18 protein-coding genes are annotated in these 23,121 nt (G+C 44.5%); 15 read left to right on the forward strand and 3 right to left on the reverse strand.

Annotated features, from left to right (window positions below):
• Positions 1 to 128: 128 nt before the first annotated feature.
• The 14 genes from F7R24_RS11895 (at position 129) to nth (ending at position 17,005) form a co-directional block, all read left to right on the forward strand.
• On the forward strand, positions 129 to 2,768 hold the full coding sequence (locus F7R24_RS11895; protein WP_151671478.1) for a nitrate reductase: 2,640 nt from the start codon (positions 129 to 131) through the stop codon (positions 2,766 to 2,768).
• Positions 2,755 to 3,519, forward strand: coding sequence for a uroporphyrinogen-III C-methyltransferase (gene cobA, locus F7R24_RS11900; RefSeq protein ID WP_151671479.1), 765 nt, complete (start codon positions 2,755 to 2,757; stop codon positions 3,517 to 3,519). Before F7R24_RS11895 ends, cobA begins: the two co-directional genes overlap by 14 nt.
• 139 nt (positions 3,520 to 3,658) lie before the next feature.
• Positions 3,659 to 4,576 (forward strand): sulfate adenylyltransferase subunit CysD, encoded by a 918-nt coding sequence (gene cysD / locus F7R24_RS11905; RefSeq protein WP_420812985.1) that lies wholly within the window; start codon positions 3,659 to 3,661, stop codon positions 4,574 to 4,576.
• A 100-nt stretch (positions 4,577 to 4,676) separates the two neighbouring features.
• Positions 4,677 to 6,362, forward strand: a complete 1,686-nt coding sequence (gene cysN, locus F7R24_RS11910) for a sulfate adenylyltransferase subunit CysN (protein WP_151671480.1) — start codon at positions 4,677 to 4,679, stop codon at positions 6,360 to 6,362.
• A 220-nt stretch (positions 6,363 to 6,582) separates the two neighbouring features.
• Positions 6,583 to 7,164, forward strand: coding sequence for an electron transport complex subunit RsxA (gene rsxA, locus F7R24_RS11915; RefSeq protein ID WP_151671481.1), 582 nt, complete (start codon positions 6,583 to 6,585; stop codon positions 7,162 to 7,164).
• Positions 7,165 to 7,177: 13 nt separating this feature from the next.
• A complete protein-coding gene (gene rsxB / locus F7R24_RS11920; protein ID WP_151671482.1) occupies positions 7,178 to 7,777 on the forward strand; it encodes an electron transport complex subunit RsxB in 600 nt (199 codons plus the stop codon).
• Positions 7,774 to 9,480: an electron transport complex subunit RsxC gene (rsxC, locus tag F7R24_RS11925; RefSeq protein WP_151671483.1), complete on the forward strand. Its 1,707-nt coding sequence runs from the start codon at positions 7,774 to 7,776 to the stop codon at positions 9,478 to 9,480. Before rsxB ends, rsxC begins: the two co-directional genes overlap by 4 nt.
• On the forward strand, positions 9,471 to 10,529 hold the full coding sequence (locus tag F7R24_RS11930) for an RnfABCDGE type electron transport complex subunit D (protein WP_151671484.1): 1,059 nt from the start codon (positions 9,471 to 9,473) through the stop codon (positions 10,527 to 10,529). The genes rsxC and F7R24_RS11930 overlap by 10 nt, the downstream gene beginning before the upstream one ends.
• Before the next feature lies 1 nt (position 10,530).
• A complete protein-coding gene (gene rsxG / locus F7R24_RS11935; RefSeq protein ID WP_151671485.1) occupies positions 10,531 to 11,262 on the forward strand; it encodes an electron transport complex subunit RsxG in 732 nt (243 codons plus the stop codon).
• An 11-nt stretch (positions 11,263 to 11,273) separates the two neighbouring features.
• Complete coding sequence (locus tag F7R24_RS11940) at positions 11,274 to 11,978, forward strand: electron transport complex subunit E (protein WP_151671486.1); 705 nt, start codon at positions 11,274 to 11,276, stop codon at positions 11,976 to 11,978.
• Positions 11,979 to 12,127: 149 nt separating this feature from the next.
• Positions 12,128 to 14,254, forward strand: a complete 2,127-nt coding sequence (locus F7R24_RS11945) for a mechanosensitive ion channel domain-containing protein (RefSeq protein ID WP_168926826.1) — start codon at positions 12,128 to 12,130, stop codon at positions 14,252 to 14,254.
• Positions 14,255 to 14,369: 115 nt separating this feature from the next.
• A complete protein-coding gene (locus tag F7R24_RS11950) occupies positions 14,370 to 15,371 on the forward strand; it encodes a response regulator (RefSeq protein ID WP_151671488.1) in 1,002 nt (333 codons plus the stop codon).
• Entirely contained in the window at positions 15,368 to 16,315 is a 948-nt protein-coding gene (locus F7R24_RS11955) for a sensor domain-containing diguanylate cyclase (RefSeq protein ID WP_151671489.1), read from the forward strand. The genes F7R24_RS11950 and F7R24_RS11955 overlap by 4 nt, the downstream gene beginning before the upstream one ends.
• Before the next feature lie 57 nt (positions 16,316 to 16,372).
• Positions 16,373 to 17,005, forward strand: a complete 633-nt coding sequence (nth, locus tag F7R24_RS11960; RefSeq protein ID WP_151671490.1) for an endonuclease III — start codon at positions 16,373 to 16,375, stop codon at positions 17,003 to 17,005.
• Positions 17,006 to 17,334: 329 nt separating this feature from the next.
• Here the strand turns inward: nth and yfaE are convergent, their stop codons facing one another.
• From yfaE to nrdA, 3 genes are read right to left on the reverse strand one after another with little or no spacing between them, the layout of a single operon-like run.
• Positions 17,335 to 17,598 carry a class I ribonucleotide reductase maintenance protein YfaE gene (yfaE, locus tag F7R24_RS11965; protein WP_151671491.1) on the reverse strand — a complete coding sequence of 88 codons (264 nt, stop codon included), beginning with the start codon at positions 17,596 to 17,598 and terminating at the stop codon, positions 17,335 to 17,337.
• 8 nt (positions 17,599 to 17,606) lie between these two features.
• Positions 17,607 to 18,737, reverse strand: a complete 1,131-nt coding sequence (nrdB, locus tag F7R24_RS11970; RefSeq protein ID WP_151671492.1) for a class Ia ribonucleoside-diphosphate reductase subunit beta — start codon at positions 18,735 to 18,737, stop codon at positions 17,607 to 17,609.
• 35 nt (positions 18,738 to 18,772) lie between these two features.
• Positions 18,773 to 21,037: a class 1a ribonucleoside-diphosphate reductase subunit alpha gene (nrdA, locus tag F7R24_RS11975; protein WP_151671493.1), complete on the reverse strand. Its 2,265-nt coding sequence runs from the start codon at positions 21,035 to 21,037 to the stop codon at positions 18,773 to 18,775.
• A gap of 579 nt (positions 21,038 to 21,616) precedes the next feature.
• Between nrdA and gdhA the strand changes: the two genes are divergently transcribed.
• On the forward strand, positions 21,617 to 22,969 hold the full coding sequence (gdhA, locus tag F7R24_RS11980) for an NADP-specific glutamate dehydrogenase (RefSeq protein ID WP_151671494.1): 1,353 nt from the start codon (positions 21,617 to 21,619) through the stop codon (positions 22,967 to 22,969).
• Positions 22,970 to 23,121: the final 152 nt, after the last annotated feature.

Genomic DNA, 23,121 nt, shown 5'->3' on the forward strand with positions numbered 1-23,121 from the left:
GATTTTCTCAGATGATTTAAGAACCCATTCAAAAAATCATCACTACTCATCGTGGCAACGGCGCCCGCACCATTACTCTGCTTACTGCAGAAGTGATAGGTGCGGGCTTTTTTTTGGGGATAACGCCTATGAAACATCGAACTACCTGTCCCTATTGTGGTGTCGGTTGTGGGGTCACTGCCGAATTAAATAACCATTACCTACTCAATGTCGCTGGTGATCTTGAGCATCCAGCTAATTATGGACGCTTATGCATTAAGGGGTCGACACTGCACAAAACAACCACTACCAACTCTCGTTTGCTCATGCCCAGTATCGAAGGTCGTGCCACAGACTGGGATACTGCTCTTAATACCGTCGCTACGCAAATACGCAAAACCGTTGATCAATATGGACCCAATAGTGTTGCCATGTACCTATCAGGTCAATTACTGACGGAAGACTACTATGTCGCCAATAAGTTAATGAAAGGTTTTATTGGTTCTGCTCAGGTCGATACTAATTCACGTTTATGCATGGCCTCAACCGTTGCAGGCCACAAGCGTGCGTTCGGGGCAGATGCAGTTCCAGGTTGCTATGAAGATCTGGAAAATGCAGATTTGATTCTACTGGTAGGATCAAATGCGGCATGGAATCATCCTATTCTCTACCAACGCATCCAAGCTGCTAAGCAAACCAATCCAGCACTTCGTGTCGTGGTTATCGACCCTAGAAAAACAGCTAGCTGCGATATCGCTGATCTTCATTTACCCCTTCGGCCCGGGAGCGACGCAGCACTCTTTAATGCCCTGTTAGTCTTCTTAGCCGATCAAGGCCATCTCAATGAGGAATTTATCGCGGAACATACTGAAGGGTTTGCAGAAGCCCTATCTTCTGCTAAAACTGACATACCCAACCTTGCGATAGCTGCAGAGAAAACCGATCTAAAGCAGCATGATCTGAGTGAGTTTTTTCAATGGTTTGCAATAACACCTCGCACCGTTTCTTTATTTTCACAAGGCGTGAATCAATCTAGCTCCGGTACTGATAAGGTCAACAGCTTAATCAATTGCCACTTAGCAACGGGTCGAATCGGCAAACCTGGCAGTACTCCCTTTTCTCTGACGGGGCAACCCAATGCCATGGGTGGTCGTGAAGTGGGTGGCCTTGCCAATCAATTGGCCGCGCACATGGACTTCAACGAAGACAATGTTGACCGAGTGAAGCGCTTTTGGAATGCAACAAACATGGCCAAGGAGCCTGGTCTTAAAGCACTGGATATGTTTAAAGCCATAGACCAAGGTGAGATTAAAATCATTTGGATTATGGCCACTAACCCTCTGGTCAGTTTACCGGATACACATCTCATACGCAGGGCATTAAAACGCTGTGATCTGGTCATTGTGTCCGAATCTATGGCTGAAACAGATACACTTAAATTAGCCGACATCTGCTTGCCAGCTTCTAGCTGGAGTGAAAAAAACGGGACTGTCACCAATTCAGAACGCTGCATCTCGCGGCAACGCGGTCTGTTACCGCCTCCTGGAGAAGCTCGACATGATTGGCAAATTATCTGTGATGTAGCGAAACGTTTGGGTTTTGCTGATGCCTTCGACTACCAGGATCCTGCCGATATTTTTGCTGAACACGCCGCATTATCAGGATATGAAAATACTGGCAGTCGTTGCTTTGATATCAGTGAGTTAAGCAAATTAAGCAAGGTTGAATATGATCATCTGGAGCCTATTCAATGGCCTGTCAATACTGCTACTCCTTATGGTACACAACGTTTGTTTTGTGATGGACAATTTTATACCCCATCAGGCAAGGCTCGACTAATACCCATCTGTTCACAAGATCCGATTCAATGTTTAACTCAGGATCAGCCCTTACGTCTTAATACCGGACGAATTCGCGACCAATGGCACACAATGACTCGAACGGGTAGAGCAGCTAGCTTGTTTCGTCATCGCTACGAACCTTTTATTGAACTCCATCCGGAGAATGCCCGCATGCATAATCTAGAGGATATGGATTTGGCAACGCTTACGAACAGTCAAGGGCACTTTACTGGCAGAGTTCGCGTCACCAAAGCACAAAGATTTGGAGAGGCTTTTGTACCTATGCATTGGACAGAGTCTTTTAGCAGTGAAGGTCGTTGTAATAGTCTGATTCAATCGGTAGCCGATCCTATTTCAGGCCAACCTGAGTCCAAACAGGGTGCGGTCAAACTGTCAAAATATAAGACAGCTTGGCAAGCAAGGTTGTTAACAACAAAAGCATTACCGGTAAATTTGCGCGGTTACTGGGCACGTGTGCCACAGGAAAACTCGATGGGCTATGTATTAGCCGATACCCTTTTACCAACAAACTGGAACGACTGGTGCTTAAAGCATCTCGGTAAAAAGGCAGATATGCAGTTAGAGAGTAATCCTACGGGCACACTGCATGCCTACGCATTAGAAAACGGCAGGCTTTTGTGGCTTCTGTTGGTTTCACCCTTCAATATTTTCCCCGAATTTAAAGACCTGGACCGGCAGTTTGCTCGCTCGACTCTGACTGACTCTCAAAAACTTAATCTACTGAAAAGCGATCCTAGTACCACACCTGCAGAGTTGATCTGTAGTTGCTTTCAAGTGGATGACTATAGCATCAGAAAATCTATTCAAACTGGTTGCGATAGCATTGAAATGCTGGGCAAAACTCTGCAATGCGGGACCAACTGTGGCTCCTGTATACCTGAACTCAAGGCGCTGTTAGCGCAGGAGGCTGAAGATGTTACTCAATAATATCAATCAAGCTAATGGCGTTGTTTCATTAGTCGGTGCTGGCCCTGGTGACCCTGAATTGATCACGAGAAAAGGATGGAGATTGATTTTGGAAGCGGATGTACTGATCTACGATGCACTGGTCAGCGAAGAGCTACTTGCTGAAATTCCACCCAGCATTCCAAAAATTTACGTTGGAAAGCGTAAGGGTCAACACAGCATGTCACAAGATGCCATCTGTCATTTATTGATCAAGCATGCCCGATTGGGAAAACAGGTAGTTCGCTTAAAAGGCGGTGATCCGCTGGTGTTTGGCAGAGTCACCGAAGAAATGCAGGCACTCCAACAAGCAGGGATCTCATTTACACTGGTTCCAGGCATTACCGCGGCGGCTGGCTGTGCTGCCAGCTGTTATTTTTCACTCACTGAACGAAATATCGCAACCAGTGTGCGCTTTATCACTGCACACACCTGTGATGATCGGGAAACCTCATGGGCTGATCTTGTACGCCGCGACGAAACCCTGGTTTTTTATATGGGACTATCCAAAGCACCTATCATCAGTATGGAATTACAACGCCATGGCTTACCACCCGACTGGCCTGTGTTATTGGTAGAACGAGGCACTCAGAAAAATCAACGTAGCATACGTACAGATTTAGCTAATTTAACAGTATCGATTAAGCAGAATCACTTAGAAGCACCAACATTAATTTTCGTCGGACAAGTGGTGGCAACTCAACAGATGGATGCGATTATGAGAGCTGCGTAACTTCCAATGCTTGCTGCAATTTAAAGAATATATAACCATATAGAATATAAAAATTCATATATATTCTTTTTTATTTTATAAACACTCATCCATAATCACCCACTCGAATCAAACGCTAGACTAATGGAAGTGCATAGAGATGGTGGACATAGCAGAAAATCGATTAACTCATCTAAAACAGCTTGAAGCGGAGAGTATTCATATCATCCGTGAAGTTGCAGCTGAATTTGATAACCCTGTGATGCTCTACTCTATAGGCAAAGACTCTTCGGTGATGCTGCATCTGGCACGCAAGGCCTTTTATCCAGGCACACCACCCTTTCCATTATTGCATGTAGATACCACATGGAAATTCCGGGAGATGATTCAGTTTCGTGATCACATGGCTCGTGAAGCGGGGATGGACTTGATTGTTCATATCAACTCTGAAGGCGTGGCGATGGGGATCAATCCCTTTGATCATGGTTCGCAAAAGCACACTGACATCATGAAAACTCAAGCGCTAAAGCAAGCGTTGAATCAATACAAGTTTGATGCGGCCTTTGGCGGTGCTCGTCGAGATGAAGAAAAATCTCGCGCTAAAGAACGTATCTTCTCGTTTCGCGACAAAAACCACCGCTGGGACCCTAAGAATCAACGTCCCGAACTCTGGAATCTATTTAATACTCGCGTAGATAAGGGAGAAAGTATTCGTGTTTTTCCTTTGTCTAACTGGACTGAACTGGATATCTGGCAATACATCTATTTAGAAAACATAGACATAGTACCACTTTACTATTCCGCCGTACGTCCCGTTGTCAATCGCGACGGCATGCTGATCATGGTAGATGATGAGCGCATGCCATTACGCCCAGAAGAAACACCCGTCATGAAATCGGTTCGCTTTAGAACACTAGGCTGCTACCCCCTCACGGGTGCGGTTGAGTCAGAAGCTGACACTCTCGAGGAAATCATTCAAGAGATGTTGTTGGCCACCACCTCAGAACGCCAAGGTCGAGCGATTGACCATGATAGTTCTGGGTCGATGGAGCAGAAGAAAATTGAAGGTTATTTCTGACTTAGCCATTTTTAATAAGCCACTTCTACAAAACCACTTCTGAATAAGACACTTCAGATTAGTTTTGAAGCGATTTACAGACTGAACAAGGGACAAAAACATGAGTCACCAAAGCGAACTGATTGCCAGCGACATTAGCGCTTATCTGCATCAACATGAAAACAAACAACTGCTAAAATTACTGACGTGTGGCAGTGTCGATGATGGTAAATCTACCTTAATTGGTCGCCTACTGCATGACTCGAAAATGATCTATGAAGATCAATTGGCTGCGATCACTAACGACAGTAAAAAAGTAGGCACAACAGGAGATGCGATCGATCTAGCATTACTGGTTGACGGCTTACAAGCTGAACGAGAACAAGGCATTACCATCGATGTTGCCTATCGCTATTTTTCTACAGCTAAACGAAAATTTATCATTGCCGACACCCCAGGGCATGAACAATACACTCGAAATATGGCTACCGGTGCTTCTAATTGCGACTTAGCCATTATTTTGATTGATGCTCGCCATGGTGTTCAGGTTCAAACACGTCGACATAGTTTTATTGTCTCACTACTGGGCATTCGTCACACGCTGGTTGCGATCAACAAAATGGACCTTGTCGATTACAGCCAAGAGCGCTTCGAGCAGATCAAAGCCGACTATCTTGCTTTTACATCATCATTGAATTTACCTGACGTGCAGTTCGCGCCCATTTCCGCACTGAATGGCGACAATGTGGTCAACCCTTCAGTTAACATGCCTTGGTATACTGGCTTGCCCTTAATGGCACAACTGGAATCTATCGAAATTGCAGAAGATGAAAACTTCGAGCAACTGCGTTTTCCAGTTCAATATGTTAACCGCCCTCACCTTAACTTTAGAGGCTATTGTGGCACGCTGGCCTCTGGCGTTGTTGCCATCGGTGATTCTATTACTGTTCTTCCCTCTGGAAAACAGAGTCGCGTCAGCTCTATTGTGACTTGGGATGGCGAGCTGCAGCGAGCCTTCGCACCCATGGCCGTCACTCTAACGCTCGAAGATGAAATTGATATCTCGCGTGGGGATCTAATCGTTCATTCTGATCAAGTTCCTACACCGATACAAAGCTTCAAAGCTCATCTTGTTTGGATGGATGAACAACCCTTAAACCCAGCTAGGGAATATGAAGTCAAATTAGCGACAAGCCGCCAACCGGGACGAATTACTCGCATTTATCACCAAATCAATGTGAATACCTTGGCTCAATCTCCAGCGGGAAGACTGGAGTTGAATGAAATTGGTTTAGTAGAAGTCAGCTTACAGCGCCCTGTGGTAGCGGATGATTATGCTGAACACAAAACCACAGGTGCTTTTATTCTGGTTGATCGTTTGACCAACCGTACGGTTGCTGCTGGTATGATTAGACATCAGGATGATCACACTCAAGCCCTTGCATTAACGGACATACCTAATCTCTCTACTGAACTATGGGAGCAGAGGCTAGGGCAAAAAGGTCAGGTAGTACAAATAACTGGAGGCTCAAGCAAGGATCGCCATACCTTGCTTTACAGCTTAGAAAAAGCACTCTTTGAGCGAGGACGTGTGGCATGGGTTATTAACAAAGATACTGACCAACCGCTTTGCCAATCGAATCTGGATGAGTGGTTAACTTGGCTAGCTGATCGAGGCATTACACTCTTAACAGATGCTCATGTTGAGATTTCCGGATCGATTTTAGTCGATCTAGATCAGTCATCAGAACGTATCGAAGAGTTGATGAAAAGACTATTTAAATCGATCGAACAGTCTCTATATTAGTTATATTCAATATTATACAAATAACCATATATATTTGATGGGAAAGATATTTTGTATAAAAAATTAACAGAGTGTTGCGCTAGATCAACACTCTGTGACTATACCCTGACGGGGTTAATCCGTTAAACTAAGACGAATATTTCAGCAGCTGCTATTTCACTGATTGTTTCAGAACTGTGTGCTTCACGACTCTTGGTTAAAAGGCTATCTGACAACAGACATGAATGAATTTCTACTTATTTTGATCAGTACCGTACTGGTCAATAACTTTGTACTGGTACAGTTCTTAGGACTGTGCCCTTTTATGGGCGTGTCTAACAAACTCGAAACGGCCATGGGGATGTCGCTAGCGACCACCTTTGTTCTCACTCTTGCTTCTGTCTGTAGCTACCTAGTCTATCAGTACCTACTGCTACCCTTCGACATTACTTGGCTAAGAACTATCTCTTTTATCTTGGTGATCGCCGTGGTAGTGCAATTTACCGAAATGGTCGTGCATAAAACCAGCCCATTGCTACACAAGCTACTCGGGATTTTTCTCCCGTTGATCACCACTAACTGTGCAGTACTGGGTGTTGCCCTACTGAATATTCAAAAACAAAATAATTTTGTTGAATCCATTGTCTATGGTTTTGGTGCCGCCGTAGGTTTTTCCATGGCACTAATTCTATTTTCTGCATTACGAGAACGCATTGCCGTTGCAGATGTGCCGGTCACTTTTCGGGGAGCAGCAATCGGCATGGTAACTGCGGGATTAATGTCACTGGCCTTTATGGGTTTCACCGGACTGGTTCGAGTCTGAGGGTGATGCTCGTATGACGATTATACTCACGGCCATCTTGATTCTATTGTCATTAGCCATCGTCTTTGGTGTGATTCTTGGCTTTGCTGCTGTTCGCTTTAAAGTGGAAGGTGACCCTATTGTTGAGCAAATTGATGGACTACTTCCACAAACGCAATGTGGTCAATGTGGCTATCCCGGTTGTCGTCCCTATGCAGAAGCCATTTCGAATGGAGATGCGATCAATAAATGTCCTCCCGGTGGTCAAAGCACCATTGAAGCACTCGCAGATCTGTTAGACAGAGAAGTGGTTCCTCTGGATGCAGAGCACGGTGAAGAGAAGCCCAAAACTGTTGCGTACATTCGTGAAGATGAGTGCATTGGCTGTACTAAATGCATTCAAGCCTGCCCTGTTGATGCCATACTGGGTGCTGCCAAACAGATGCACACGGTCATTGTCAGTGAATGTACGGGCTGTGATCTCTGCGTTGAACCCTGCCCTGTTGACTGTATTGATATGATTCCTGTTCCAGTCACGCCTAACAATTGGAAGTGGCCGGCACCCGTGTCAGACCCTAATTTGATATGGACAGATCGCGGAAGAGGACATCTTTTGCAGGAAGGTACGGAATGACTCGTATTTACAACTTTCACGGCGGTATTCATCCACCTGAAAATAAGCGCCAATCCCTGGGTGCTCCGATTCGCCAAGCGCCCGTCCCTGCTCGGTTGATTTTGCCGTTACAACAGCATATCGGTAAAGCAGCCACACCGCTTGTCGAGGTCGGTGATCAGGTTCTCAAAGGTCAAAAAATAGCCGAACCTACCGGTCATATCAGTGCCGCCATTCATGCGCCCAGCTCTGGCATCATTTCTTACATTGGGCTACAACCTGTTCCACATGCTTCAGGTCTAGAATCATCCTGTATCGTTATAGAGACCGATGGCCAAGAACAATGGTGTGAACGTCATCCGATTGAAGATTATCGCAGCATCGATAAGAAAGAATTATTGAAGCATATCCGTGATGCCGGTATAGCAGGTTTAGGTGGGGCGGGATTCCCAACCGACATTAAACTAAACCTAGGTAAAGATCATATTGTTAACACCCTAATCATCAATGCCGCTGAATGTGAACCTTACATCACCGCCGATGATGCCTTGATGCGTGAACGCCCTAATGACATTTTAACTGGGGTAGAAATCATTGCTCACCTGTTGCAACCAAGTAAAATTTTAATCGGCATAGAGGATAATAAACCTAATGCTATTAAAGCCTTACGTGATGCGATCCGAGAGCGAAATCTGCCAATAGAACTGGTGGTGGTTCCTACCCGCTATCCTTCTGGTGGCGAAAAACAATTAATTCAGTTACTGACGGGGATAGAAGTACCCAGTGGTTCAATTCCTGCCGATGTCGGTATCGTTTGTCAAAACGTGGGAACGGCTGCTGCCATCTATCGTGCCGTGATTCACGGTAAACCACTGATTTCACGACTGGTGACGCTCACTGGATTCGCCTTGGGTCATCGCCAAAATTATGAAGCGCTGATTGGCACTCCTTTCTCTGTTTTGCTCGAAGCGGCCGAGGTTGATCGCTCGAAAATGTTTCGCTTGGTCATGGGCGGACCGATGATGGGTATTTCGATCGAAGATGATCGCATACCAGTAATAAAAACAACCAACTGCATCATTGCGGCTACACTGGAAGAGATGCCACCCGCACCGCCGGCACAGCCCTGTATTCGTTGTGGCATGTGTGAACAGGTATGCCCCGCTTCTTTACTACCGCAGCAGCTTTATTGGTTTGCAAAAGGTCGAGAATTCGAGAAAGCACGTCATCATAATCTATTTGACTGTATTGAATGTGGCGCTTGTGCTTATGTATGTCCCAGCAATATTCCACTGGTACAGCACTATCGCTTTGCCAAGTCAGAAATACGCAATGAAGAAGCCGAACAGCAAAAAGCAGCGCAAGCCCGTGAGCGTTTCGAAGCCAGACAAGCTCGCCTGGTAAGAGAAGAGCTTGAGAAAGAGCAGCGTCGAAAAGAACGCGCGGAAGCAGCAGCAAAAGAACAAGCACGCAAAAAAGCTGAAGCAGACGCGACTCCCAGTGATACACCCGATCCTGAAGCTGAATTGAAAAAGTTAAAATCTGCCGCTTCTATCGCTCGAACTAAACTAAAGAAAGCACGTGAAGCTCTTAAAAACGCTGAAGAAAAAGGATTAGACGGCACTGAAAAGTTAAAGGAAACCGTCGCTCAACTCGAAGAAAAAGCTACGGCTGCCGAGAGTGCTTGGCAACAAGCCACAGGAACTGAACAATCATGTCCTTGATACACTTAAGCTCACCTCACGTATCAAAAGCCAACGCGACTGATCGTGTCATGCGCTTGGTTTTAATTGCTACCCTACCCGCATTAATCGCACTGACAATCTTTTTTGGCTGGGGAAGTCTGATTCAAGTGTTGTTAGCCTGCACCTCTGCGCTGGCGTTTGAAGCTGCCTGCCTATGGATGCGTAAACGCCCCATGCTATTTTTCTTACGCGATGGCAGTGCACTGGTCACTGCTGTTCTGATCGCGTTGGCGATTCCGCCATTTGCCCCTTGGTGGGTGGTGGTTATCGGCACATTTACCGCCATTGTTATCGCTAAACATTTGTATGGCGGTTTAGGCAACAACCCTTTTAATCCAGCGATGGTCGCCTATGCTCTATTACTCATCTCCTTTCCTGCAGAAATGACGCAATGGAACGCTCCATTTGTACTGATTGGTGACAATTGGAGTGTTTTAGCAAGTTTCACTGACAGCTTGGTCATCATTTTCAGCAGCATTAATCACGGCATGATCGATGCCTATACCGGTGCGACACCGCTAGAAGTGTTAAAACATCGAGGCGGGATGACTACCGAGGAGGTTTGGAGGAACAACCCTGTATTAAGTCAGGGTGTATTTGCTTGGTACGGCATTAGTGCAGCTTGGTTAATGGGCGGTATCTTTTTGATCTATCGCAAGGTCTTCACCTGGCATGCCCCCTTTGCCATGATCACTACCCTATTCCTGCTATCCAGTCTTTTTTATGCCGGTGATCCATCTAACTTTGCTGATCCATTTTTACATATCGGTGTTGGCGCTACGATGATGTGTGCTTTTTTTATCGCAACCGATCCAGTTTCGGGTGCCACCAGCAATAAAGGTAAAGTGATCTTTGGCATCGGCGTTGGTGCGCTGATTTATATTATCCGTACCTGGGGCAGTTACCCAGATGCAGCCGCTTTTGCAATATTGTTAATGAATTTATCTGCTCCGTTTATCGACCATTACACACAACCTCGCAGCTATGGCCATGCTCGTGCTAATCGCGGCATAGGTGGAGGTAAGTAAAGTGGAAGGATTACTGCATAGCATACGCAAAAACACCCTAGGCATTAGTCTGTTTGCAGCCGTGACTGCTGGACTGATTGCAGCCACACAAGTGATCACTGCTGACCGCATCATAGAAAACCAAGAAGCCCACCAAGCACGCACCTTATATCAAATATTGCCTCAGTCCTTAGATGCTAACTTGCACCAGCAAATTATCATGGTACCAGCCCCAGAACTCGGCTATCGTGAACCCATACCGATTTTTCAAAGCATCCTTGATGGCGAAGTTCAGGCTGTTATTATTCCGGTCACCGCTACAGAAGGCTACAGTGGTGATATTCACATGCTGGTAGGCATCTGGCGAGATGGCAGCATTGCAGGTGTTCGTGTCACCGGCCATCGAGAAACGCCGGGACTCGGTGATAAAATTGATATTGAAAAGTCCGATTGGATTTTGGACTTTAACGGCCTGCAATGGTTAGGTGAAGCAGATAAACGTTGGAATGTTCGCAAAGATGGCGGTGACTTCGATCAATTTACCGGTGCAACTATTACACCTCGTGCTGTGGTTCGACAAGTTGCCGCGACGCTGAGTTACTTTGAATTAAGGAAAGCGCAAATATTGCGACCTGTTACTCAGACCGCTAGCGCTGAACAAACTGACGACGAAACTGAGAGCTTTCAAACTGACAGCGTTGAAACTGAAAGTCCCGGAACTGAAAACCTCAGAACTGAAAACCCCGAAACTTAAAAGAGAAGCCAATGAACACTGAATATCGCAAAATCAGTCTAGATGGTTTATGGCATAACAACCCTGCCTTGGTTCAACTCTTAGGGCTTTGCCCACTGTTAGCTGTAACAGGCAGTGTGGTTAACGCCATTGGCCTAGGTATTGCCACAACGGTGGTGTTAATTGGTTCTAACCTAACCGTATCCTTATTTAGACGCCAAGTGCCTGAAGCGGTCCGCCTCCCCATCTTTGTGATGATCATTGCCGCTTTTGTCACCGCGATAGAATTGTTAATGCAAGCTTACACTTACGAGCTTTTCTTAATTTTAGGTATTTTTATTCCACTGATTGTGACTAACTGCGCCATCATGGGTAGAGCCGATGCTTTTGCATCCAGAAATCCGGTTCCTGCCGCGGTACTTGATGGTTTAATGATGGGAATTGGCTTTACCCTTGTGTTGATTATTTTAGGTGCCATGCGTGAAGTTCTGGGCGCTGGCACGCTATTCAGTAACATGCATCTTATTTTTGGAGAAGCTGCTCGTGCATGGAAAATCACCTTAGTCGAAGATTATCGTGGATTTCTCTTTGCAGCTCTTCCTCCTGGTGCGTTTGTGGGTATGGGGTTACTGATAGCTGCAAAAAATCTCATAGATGCTAAAATAAAACATCGAAAAGAATTAATAAAAGACAGCCAAGCAGTCACCACTGCCAGTAAGCGCGTCAGAATTACGTAACACTGTAGGATATTATGACTTGTTGTTTAACCCGTAAATTTAAAATCTCTTTTTTCTATTTCGCCATCTTAATCACGCTTTTATTCTCACCTTACAGCTTCGCTGAAAGCACAAATCCGACACCCAGCACATCGCAAATCCTAGCAGATATGCTGGAAAATCCGGAAACTCGCCAGCAATTGATCGACGAATTACGGTCTGCGTCCACTGCAACAGAAGCAGTCGAAGGCAGTACTGCTGAGGACAGTCTCGTCGCTCAAATAGCAGAGGCTACTCAAGATTTCGCTCAGCAACTGACTTCTCAAGTTGTCTTCGCTGCTGAAGCAGCATCTGGTTTAAAAACCGTAGATTGGCAAGCGTTAGCTCCTCTGGCATTGGAACTTGTTTTTGTTATCTTGGCAGCATTCGTATCATTTTTTCTTTTAAGAAAACTTGCAATTCCCGCATTTAACTTTGCGGATAACCGAGCAACACAGGCACCTGGAGCGGCTAAATTACTATCTCGACTCTTGTTTGTTTTTTTTGCTTTCGTTATAGACATCCTTATCATCGGCCTAGCGTGGATTATAGGCTATAGCATTGCTCTCTTTGTTGTCGGTGAGATGAGTGAGATGAAGACCACCCAGTCACTTTTTTTGAATGCCTTCTTGGTTATTGAGCTTTTCAAAGCTATCGTGAGGCTCTTTTTCTCTTCTCGCTATGAAAATTTACGCTTGGTACCGATGTGTGGCGAAACGGCAGCTTACTGGAATACCTGGCTTGCTCGCGTGAGTAGCTTCATCGGTTACGGCATGCTGTTTGTGGTACCCATGATCAGTCTTCATCTCGCGCCCGCATTAGGTCACTTTATTAGCTTATTGATCATGGTCATTGCGTTTATCTATGCTTTCACCATCATCATGCAGAACAAAAAGCGAGTAGCGGTAAACATTGGCAAACAGGCTGAAGAGAATGATTTTGCGTTTACCTCTGTGTTACTGAATATGCTTTCTAGAAGCTGGCATTTGCTGGCCATTACCTACTTCGCGGCACTTGTACTGGTTACCGCCATTCGTCCGGAAGACGCTCTTCCTGTGATGCTTCAAGCAAGTCTGCAAACACTGGTCGCTATCGTTGCCGGACTGCTGATTTCCGCGTTTTTAAGTCAGCTTATCTCAAGACAACTCAAAGTATCCGATGATCTGAAATTGCGCTTTCCCGCGCTTGAAGGTCGACTGAATGAGTTCATTCCAACCACACTGAAAGTGATACGTTTATTCATCATCCTTGTGGTATTTGCCTTTGTGCTTGATGCTTGGTCACTGTTTAACTTTTCTGAATGGGTTACCTCAGACACAGGTACTCAACTTCTTGGCAAAGTGTTATCTGTAGGTATCATCTTATTGATTGCTAAACTTTTATGGATCGCTTTTGCAAGCTGGGTTGAACATCAGATTAATCCAGCGACTGGCCGAGGAGCTGCTAGTGCTCGTCAACAAACACTGCTCAAACTACTGAGCAACGCAGTGATGATTACCTTGATTGTCTTTACCGTGATGATCACTCTTGCTGAAATTGGCCTCAATATAGGGCCACTCATAGCGGGTGCAGGTGTAGTCGGTCTGGCTATAGGTTTTGGTGCGCAAACGCTTGTCAAAGATGTCATTACTGGCATATTCCTTCAGCTTGAAAATGCAATAAATGCAGGCGATGTTGTGACCGCTGACGGCATTACCGGCACTGCCGAAAACCTAACCATACGCTCATTAGGACTTCGTGATCGTTTTGGCACCTATCACTTAATCCCTTTCTCATCCATCACCAGTGTATCTAACTATATGCGCGGCTATGGTTATCATGTCGGTGATTATGGTGTCGCTTACCGTGAAGATACCGATGAAGTGATCGTACATCTTCGTGCCGCCTTTGATGAACTGATGAGCGATCCAGACCAACGCGATAACATTATGGACGATATTGAAGTTCAAGGGGTCGTTGAACTTGCCGATAACTCGGTAAATATTCGCATTAGAATCAAAACATTACCTGGTTCGCAATGGTCTGTGGGTAGAGCCTATAATCGTTTAGTGAAACGACATTTGGATGCGGCAGGAATTGAAATCCCATTCCCGCATACAACCATTTACTTTGGTCAAAATAAAGATGGCTCAGCACCACCCGCTCCTTTAAATCTAGTCAGCACTCCCGCCTCAAGGCAAGCGGAGCTGGGTCTATCGAAACAGCCTGATGCATCACGCAGCAATGCCAATACAGGCAGTGATTTCGACGAGGCTTAAAAGCGACGCAAAACAAGCCGTTATTGTTAATTGCATAACGGCTTGTTTTTATTTACTCTTCAGGATTCAGTTATCAACCTTTTAACGTGACTCACTCTTTAACGGAGCCTACCCTGTGTCAGCGCCCATTCCAGTTATTATTTGCGATGATTCTCAATTAGCGCGAAATCAGATGAGTCGAGCACTCGAACACTGGAATGTTGATATAACCTTCGCTGAACATGGACTCAAAGCACTTGAAGCGATCAGACAAGGTAAAGGCCACTTATTATTTCTTGATCTAACCATGCCGATCATGGATGGTTATGAAGTGCTTGAGCGCATTAAACGTGATGACCTTCCTTGCATTACCATCGTTGTTTCTGGTGACGTGCAAGTCTCTGCCAGAGAAAAAGTGCTAGCGTTAGGCGCTATTGGCTTTATCGCAAAGCCAATCAGTGCTTCCTTGTTACATAATTCATTACGCGACTACGGCCTACTATCAGAACTTGAACCGCAACAAGGTTCTGTTTCTAAATCTTCGCCCACTCAGATCAATTTGATCGATAATGTTCGTGAAATAGCCAACATTGCCATGGGAAGAACAGCCAGTCAGCTTGCTAGCATGTTACATACTTTTATCCACCTTCCCGTTCCTAGAGTTGATCATATTAGCTTTCCGGAACTAATGATGACATTGAATGCAGCAACGGGTAATGAACCCGTCACTACGGTTAGCCAAGGCTTTGCTGGCGCGGGTGTCTCTGGGGAAGCTTTGCTGGTGTTCCAAGAATCTTCAATTACGGAATTGGCTGCACTGCTTGATTACGATCCAGATAACCTCAGTGAAACAGCAAATCGAGAAGTGCTGATGGATATCGCCAATGTTTTAACGGGCGCTTTTTTTGCGAACATTAGCGGGCTGCTTAAACTCTCTCTAAGCCGTGGGACTCCTCGAATTCTTGGGTTTCACTGTGAACCTCCCAAGTTAGATCAAAGCCCAGTGGCCGATCAGAAATTACTCTGCATTGAAATTGATTATCAGTTTGGTGACAAGAACACCCATTGTGATCTATTACTGCTATTTACCGAAGACTCAATTCCGCGACTGACTGAACAGCTAGAGGGATTCTTATGAGTCCTCAGAATACACCCTCATTTCAAGCTCAACTTGCATTACTAAAAGGGCTGGATGTTGGATTAATTATTTTGGAAAGTGACTTCACTGTGACTTTCTGGAATCAGTTTATGTCCAATCATTCTGGCATTATGCCCAAACGAATTTTGGGATCTTCATTTTTTTCCCATTTTCCAGAATTAAATACACAATGGTTTCGTCGCAAACTAAACACCACTATTTCGTTACATAACCCCTCTTTTATCACTTGGGAAGAGCGTCCAAGACTCTTTCAATTTAAGAGCTACCGACCCATTACCGGCACCGCATCCATGATGTATCAAAACATTACGTTATTGCCGCTTAATGATGAGTCTGGTGTTACCAAACAAGTTGCCATTATTGTTTACGATGTCACGGATGAAGCCGTCAGTCACCAAGCACTCACTGCTGCCAATCATGAGTTGAGTCATCTTAGTCGTACAGACAGACTCACCAAACTTAATAATCGTGGCTATTGGGAACACTGCTTAGAGCAAGAATATGAACGTTTTGTAAGGACACAACATCCTACCAGTCTTATCATGCTAGATATTGATCATTTTAAGCAGGTAAATGATACCTATGGACACCTAGCCGGAGATGCCGTGCTCGTTCATTTAGCCAAAGTGATTCAACAGATGATTCGTTCTACTGATATTGCTGGTCGTTTTGGCGGCGAGGAGTTTGGCATTATCCTTCCGAATACTCCGGCTGCTAATGCTGAAATTTTAGCTGAACGCCTTCGTTACAAAATTGAAACTCATCCTATTGCTTACGCCAATGAACAGCTCTTAGTGACTATCAGCCTTGGGATCGCAGCAGCAGACAGCGTTTATCTTTCCTACCAACACTGGTTAGAAAAAGCAGACCAAGCCCTGTATCAAGCGAAGCAAACAGGACGTAATCAATTCGTTACGGTTTAGTCCTTTTGAAGGATACGTTAATTAACCCCTTTAAGTTATTTATTCTCCGAGCTGATCATGAACGCTGAAAGACGTTATCAAATTTTTTCTCGTCTTCGAGATCAAAATCCAGAACCTAAAACAGAATTAGAATACAACTCACCCTTTGAACTTCTGATTGCCGTGATGCTCTCGGCTCAAGCAACCGATGTCAGTGTCAATAAGGCTACTCGACAACTCTTCCCTATCGCCAACACCCCTGAGACTTTATTAGCCTTAGGCGTGGATGGTGTAAAACAACACATTCGAACCATTGGCTTATTCAATACCAAAGCGGAGAATGTGATCAAGACCTGTGCTTTGCTAATTGAAAAACATCAAAGTGAAGTCCCCAGAACGCGAGAAGAACTGGAAAAGCTTCCGGGTGTCGGCAGAAAGACCGCTAACGTAGTTCTTAACACTGCTTTTAGGCAGCCTGCCATGGCCGTTGACACGCATATATTCCGAGTGTCTAACCGAACCCATATTGCCAAAGGCAAAGATGTGCTAGCAGTTGAGAAACGTTTAATGAGGCTAGTACCAAAGGAATTCTTACTCGATGCACATCATTGGTTAATTCTTCATGGAAGATATGTGTGTGTCGCCAGAAAACCGAGATGTAATGCTTGCATTATTGAAGACTTGTGTGAATTTAAACAGAAAACTGAATAGTTATACACAAGACACCTTACCCACAAGATCTGTGGATAAAACTGTGATTAGTTTTTGGATCAATGGCGGCACTCAGCGTAGTACGTGGCCTCCAGCAAATTGAATCAAAAACAACCAAATCAAATAATATCTTTATATTCAATGACTTATTTAAGTCAATACTGTGACATCACTATTTGCATTGATCTGAATCAAAGAAATGATGTCAAGCACTTTAGTTGTGCAAAAGTTTAAAAAAGAGGGTTGATTTTTGCCCTAAATCGGGGCAGACAAGCGCTTAACGAGAAGAGAGAGAGATAGGTAAGTGAGAAGAATGGACTGAGACTGACTCAGTCCGGTAATTCAATTTCAATATGTGATGCTGGTCGACAGCAGCATGTGAGAATCTCATCCTCTTTTAAGTCAACCAAAGCGTCTTGCACCTGCTCAACGCTTCCATCCAACAGACGTACCTTACAGGTGCCGCAGTATCCTCCGCGGCAATTATAAGGTGCGGGTATGGATTGAGCTTCAAGTGAATCCAACAACGAAAACTCATACTGATAATAAAAGGTATGGAAATTGTTTACCTTTATTCTAGGTATGCCCGACATGCTAATCCTTACAGATCGAAACCATCAAAGTCTTCAGTTTCAACGTCATTATCAATCTGACCCACTAAGTAAGAACTGATTTCTGACTCTTGCGGAGCAACTTGAACGTTGTCACTGATTAACCAAGCATTCATCCACGGTAGTGGGTTCTGTCTAGTTGGAAAAAGATCCTCAAGACCCAGTGCCTTCATTCTGACATTAGTGATGTATTCGACATAGTCACCCAGAATGCGCGCGTTTAAGCCGATCATCGATCCTTGGCTGAATAGATAAACCGCCCAATCCTTTTCCTGCTGTGCCGCTTCGCGGAAGATTTCGATCACGTCTTGACGACACTCAACAGCGATCTTTTTAAAGTCAGGATCATCTTTACCTGATGCTAAAATATTAATCATCTGCTGTGTGCCTGTTAAATGAAGTGCCTCATCACGCGCAATTAAACGGATGATTTTTGCATTACCTTCCATAATTGCACGTTCGGCAAAAGCAAACGAACAAGCAAAACTGACATAGAAACGAATCGCTTCAAGGACATTGACGGAAACCAACGTCAGATAAAGCTTTTTCTTGAGGTTATAGAGAGTCGCATCCAGCGTGCGACCCTCTACCACCCGTTCTCCCGGTCCATAAAGCGAATAAACGGTGACTAATTCAATAAACTCATCGTAGAGACGAGTCACTGTTTCAGCGCGACGAACAATTTCAGGATTCGTCACGATTTCATCAAAAACCTTTGACGGCTCTGTGATGATATTACGAATAATGTGTGTATAAGAACGACTATGAATCGTCTCACTAAATGCCCAAGTTTCAAACCACGTTTCTAGTTCAGGCAATGAAACCACCGGTAAGAAGGCAATGTTCGGTGATCGACCTTGAACAGAATCCAGCAATGTTTGGTACTTTAGGTTACTTAAAAAGATATGCTTTTCATGTTCTGGCATATCCGCAAAGTCTTTACGGTCTTTAGTTAAGTCTACCTCTTCAGGGCGCCAAAAAAAAGACAGTTGCTTCTCAATTAGCTTCTCAAAAATAGGATATTTCTGACGATCATAACGCGCCACATTGACACTACGGCCAAAGAACATCGGTTCAAGTGTTGCATCATGATCACTGGTAGTGAACGTTGAGTAGGACATACGTTTTACTCTATTTCCTGATTATCCCAAATATCTTAAAGCTTACAGGCTCCGCCTTCACAACCAGCATCATCCTGCTGATCTGAAGCACCATCACGGGTGTTGTGATAGTAAAGGGTTTTCAGGCCATACTTATAGGCTGTAAGCAAATCTTTAAGCAACTGTTTCATAGGTACTTTATCACCTGGGAAACGAGTTGGGTCGTAATTTGTGTTGGCCGAAATCGCTTGATCCACAAACTTTTGCATGATGCCCACTAACTGTAAGTAACCTTCATTACTGGGTATATCCCATAGCAACTCGTACTGATTACGCAATTCAAGATACTCTGGTACCACTTGCTTCATTACACCGTCTTTACTCGACTTAACAGAAACATACCCTCTTGGTGGTTCAATACCATTGGTAGAGTTAGTGATTTGTGACGAGGTTTCGCAAGGCATCAGTGCCGTTAATGTTGAGTTGCGTAAACCAAATTCACGAATATCTTCTCGGAGTGTTTCCCAGAAGTAGTGCAACGGCTCTTCACAGTAGTTATCAACATCACGCTTGTAGGTATCGATGGGTAAAATACCCTTTGCATAGGTCGTTTCGTTAAACTTAGGACAGGCACCCATCTCTTTAGCTAACTGATTTGATGCCTTAAGTAAGAAATACTGAATGGCCTCAAAGGTACGATGTACTAACCCATTCGCTGAACCATCAGAGTAACGAACACCATTTTTAGCTAAGTAGTAAGCTAAGTTAGTTACCCCTACCCCTAAGGTACGACGATTGACCGTTGCTAGTTTAGCGGCAAGTATTGGATAGTCCTGATAATCCAACAAACTATCCAATGCACGCACGATTAGCTCGGCTAATTCTTCAAGTTCATCGAGTGACTGCAATGCACCTAGGTTAAAGGCAGAGAGCGTACACAGTGCAATCTCACCTTCGGGGTCATTGATATCATTCAGTGGTTTAGTAGGCAGCGCAATCTCTAGACACAGATTAGATTGACGAACCGGGGCAACCGCTGGGTCAAAGGGACTGTGTGTATTACAGTGATCAACGTTTTGGATATAGATACGGCCTGTTGACGCACGTTCAGCAGCCAAAATACCAAAGAGTTCAACCGCCTTAATAGACTGTTTACGAATCCCATCTTGCTTTTCATATTGAAGGTATAGTCGTTCAAACTCATCCTGATCAGCAAAGAACGCATCGTACAAGCCTGGTACTTCATGCGGGCTAAACAGGGTAATGTTTTCACCTTTGATCAGACGTTGATACATCAATTTATTGATCTGAACACCATAATCGATATGACGAACACGGTTTTCTTCAACGCCACGGTTGTTTTTCAATACCAGCAGTGATTCAACTTCTAAGTGCCAGATCGGATAAAACAAGGTAGCGGCACCACCACGAACGCCGCCCTGAGAGCAGGATTTAACTGCCGTTTGGAAATGCTTGTAAAAAGGTATGCAACCGGTGTGGAAAGCTTCGCCATTGCGAATTGGGCTACCTAATGCACGAATACGTCCGGCGTTGATACCGATACCCGCACGCTGAGAAACATACTTAACAATCGCAGCTGCTGTAGCATTGATTGAATCAAGGCTATCGTCCGATTCAATCAGTACACAAGAACTAAATTGACGCGTTGGCGTCCGCACACCTGCCATGATTGGCGTTGGCAAAGATAACTTAAATAATGAAGTAGCATCATAAAAGCGCTTAACAAAATCTAAGCGCGTATCTCTTGGATAACTGGCAAATAAGCAAGCAGAGACCAACATGTAAAGGATCTGAGGGGATTCATATACCTGACCGGTCACACGATTTTGAACTAAGTATTTACCTTCTAGTTGCTTTACCGCGGCATAACTGAAGTTCATATCACGATTGTGATCAATATGAGCATTAAGCTCATCGAACTCTTCTTTGCTATAATCTTCAACAAGGTGCTTATCATAGCGGCTGTCAGCAACCATTCGCGTCACATGCTCAAAGAGATCTGGCGCTTCAAATTTGCCAAATGCACGTTTACGCAGATGAAAGATTGCAAGACGGGCAGCAAGGTACTGATAGTCTGGAGCTTCTTCTGATATTAAATCAGCAGCAGACTTAATCAAAGTTTCATGAATGTCGGAAGTTTTGATCCCTTCGTAAAACTGTATATGAGCGCTGAGTTCAACCTGGGATACGGACACGTTCTGTAACCCTTCGGCAGCCCAGATAATAACTCGGTGAATTTTTTCCAGATCTATGGGCTCTTGGCGTCCGTTTCGTTTGGTTACCATCAGATTTTTCTGCATAACACCGCTCTTCCGTATATCAAATATTTGTAGGATTAACAGACTAAAACAGCTGGTTAGATTTTAGCCTGAAAACACAATATGTAGTGTGTGCACTTCAATATGACACCAAATATAGTTATTTTAAAAACAATTTCAACTCTTGATTTTGTTTTCCATGAGGTGTAGAGCGACTGCTTAGTAGGGCTGAAACAAGCACTCCACGCGGATTCGTTGGTTAAATTTTTCTATTTACTGAGTGAAAAAATCTACGTGATATTTATTCATTCTAAATGAACAGGGATTGCATCAACTTTGATCTTTAACAAGGCGAGGTAATTTAACTGTACTTAAATCGTTACATTTACCTCAGGGATCCATCATTGTGCGCCGCATGCACCAAGATAAATCAAAAAACCGATTCTATACAAAAGTCTAATACACAGTAAAAACAATATATTTCATATAGTTATGTTATACATGCAAAAATAATCCGTTATTTCAAATTGTCAACAACAACAAATTCTCCCAAGTTTGGTGCGTAAACAGTAAGATATGTCACATTTTTGTGCCTTTAGGTCTATTTTGAAGGAAAATATCATGCCATACGTACATGACACCTTGGTTCGACTGCAAAAAAGCAGTCCTGCTCAAACAGAGTTTTATCAGGCGGCTGAAGAAGTCCTTGATTCAATCCGCCCGTTACTCGACAAGGACAAACATTACCGAGAGCAAGGAATTGTTGAGCGCTTAGTTGAACCAGAACGTCAGATCTTCTTCCGAGTTGTTTGGCATGATGACGAAGGAAAGGTTCAAGTTAACAAAGGCTATCGTGTTCAGTTCAACTCAGCGCTTGGACCTTACAAGGGTGGTTTGCGTTTTCATCACAGTGTTAATGCGGGCATCATCAAATTCCTGGGCTTCGAACAGATCTTTAAGAACGCTCTGACAGGCCTTCCTATCGGGGGTGGCAAAGGCGGTTCTGATTTTAACCCTAAGGGTCGTTCAGATATGGAGGTGATGCGTTTTTGCCAAGCCTATATGACTGAACTGCATCGTCATATCGGTGACACTATCGACGTGCCTGCAGGTGATATCGGTGTAGGTGCGCGTGAAATTGGCTATATGTTTGGTCAATACAAACGCCTGACAAAAAGTTATGAAGGCGTTTTAACGGGTAAAGGACTGAATTGGGGTGGTTCATTAGCCCGTAAAGAAGCAACCGGCTATGGTGCAGTCTACTTTGCTGAAAACATGTTGCAAGATCGTGGCGACTCATTAAAGAACAAGGTCTGTTTAGTTTCAGGTGCAGGCAATGTCGCCATTTATACCATCGAAAAACTCTATGAACTTGGCGCACTACCCGTAACCTGTTCGGACTCTCAAGGCACACTTTATCATGAGCAAGGTATTGATCTTGCGCTTCTCAAAGAGATCAAAGAAGTTAGACGCGGCTCTTTGAAAGAGTACTTAGATAGTCATCCGACTGCACGTTATATTGCTACCGAAGAATACCCTGCAGATGGTCATGCTGTTTGGCGTTTCCCTGCGCAAGCAGCCTTCCCGAGTGCAACGCAAAATGAATTAACCGAAGCCGATGCGCGCACTCTTCTTGAGCATGGCGTTAACTGCATCAGTGAAGGGGCAAACATGCCTTCAACGGCTGCTGCTGTTGATCTCTTCTTAGAAGCAGGGATTTGCTATGGACCGGGTAAAGCAGCCAACGCCGGTGGCGTTGCTACCAGCCAATTAGAAATGGCACAAAATGCTAGTATGACTCAGTGGACATTTGAAGAAGTAGACCACCGCTTGAAAGACATCATGTTGGGTATCTACACCCGTAGCAGTAATACAGCGAAAGAGTTTAACCAACCAAGCAACTTAGTCTTGGGTGCAAATATCGCTGGTTTCCGCAAAGTAGCGGATGCCATGATTGATCAAGGACTGGTCTAATCCTGTTAGACTCAGCTTCCACTGAAAATCGAGTAGGGTGAGGAGTTACCTCCTCATCCCTCTCACAGAACCGTGCGTACGGGCCTCGTACACGGCTCATGCTACCCACTATCCCAATTCAGGGACTAAGATACCCGTCCTTACCTTCGATA

Origin of the sequence: Nitrincola schmidtii, from assembly GCF_008973715.1 — a bacterium.
GTDB lineage: Bacteria > Pseudomonadota > Gammaproteobacteria > Pseudomonadales > Balneatricaceae > Nitrincola > Nitrincola schmidtii.

Coding starts and splice junctions, on each gene's coding strand:
- nrdA (WP_151671493.1), bottom strand. CDS start 21,037: ATGCAGAAAAATCTGATGGTAACCAAACGAAACGGACGCCAAGAGCCC.
- F7R24_RS11955 (WP_151671489.1), top strand. CDS start 15,368: ATGAGTCCTCAGAATACACCCTCATTTCAAGCTCAACTTGCATTACTA.
- yfaE (WP_151671491.1), bottom strand. CDS start 17,598: ATGTCGGGCATACCTAGAATAAAGGTAAACAATTTCCATACCTTTTAT.
- F7R24_RS11940 (WP_151671486.1), top strand. CDS start 11,274: ATGAACACTGAATATCGCAAAATCAGTCTAGATGGTTTATGGCATAAC.
- cobA (WP_151671479.1), top strand. CDS start 2,755: ATGTTACTCAATAATATCAATCAAGCTAATGGCGTTGTTTCATTAGTC.
- rsxB (WP_151671482.1), top strand. CDS start 7,178: ATGACGATTATACTCACGGCCATCTTGATTCTATTGTCATTAGCCATC.
- nth (WP_151671490.1), top strand. CDS start 16,373: ATGAACGCTGAAAGACGTTATCAAATTTTTTCTCGTCTTCGAGATCAA.
- F7R24_RS11930 (WP_151671484.1), top strand. CDS start 9,471: ATGTCCTTGATACACTTAAGCTCACCTCACGTATCAAAAGCCAACGCG.
- gdhA (WP_151671494.1), top strand. CDS start 21,617: ATGCCATACGTACATGACACCTTGGTTCGACTGCAAAAAAGCAGTCCT.
- cysD (WP_420812985.1), top strand. CDS start 3,659: ATGGTGGACATAGCAGAAAATCGATTAACTCATCTAAAACAGCTTGAA.
- F7R24_RS11945 (WP_168926826.1), top strand. CDS start 12,128: ATGCTGGAAAATCCGGAAACTCGCCAGCAATTGATCGACGAATTACGG.
- cysN (WP_151671480.1), top strand. CDS start 4,677: ATGAGTCACCAAAGCGAACTGATTGCCAGCGACATTAGCGCTTATCTG.
- F7R24_RS11895 (WP_151671478.1), top strand. CDS start 129: ATGAAACATCGAACTACCTGTCCCTATTGTGGTGTCGGTTGTGGGGTC.
- rsxA (WP_151671481.1), top strand. CDS start 6,583: ATGAATGAATTTCTACTTATTTTGATCAGTACCGTACTGGTCAATAAC.
- rsxC (WP_151671483.1), top strand. CDS start 7,774: ATGACTCGTATTTACAACTTTCACGGCGGTATTCATCCACCTGAAAAT.
- nrdB (WP_151671492.1), bottom strand. CDS start 18,737: ATGTCCTACTCAACGTTCACTACCAGTGATCATGATGCAACACTTGAA.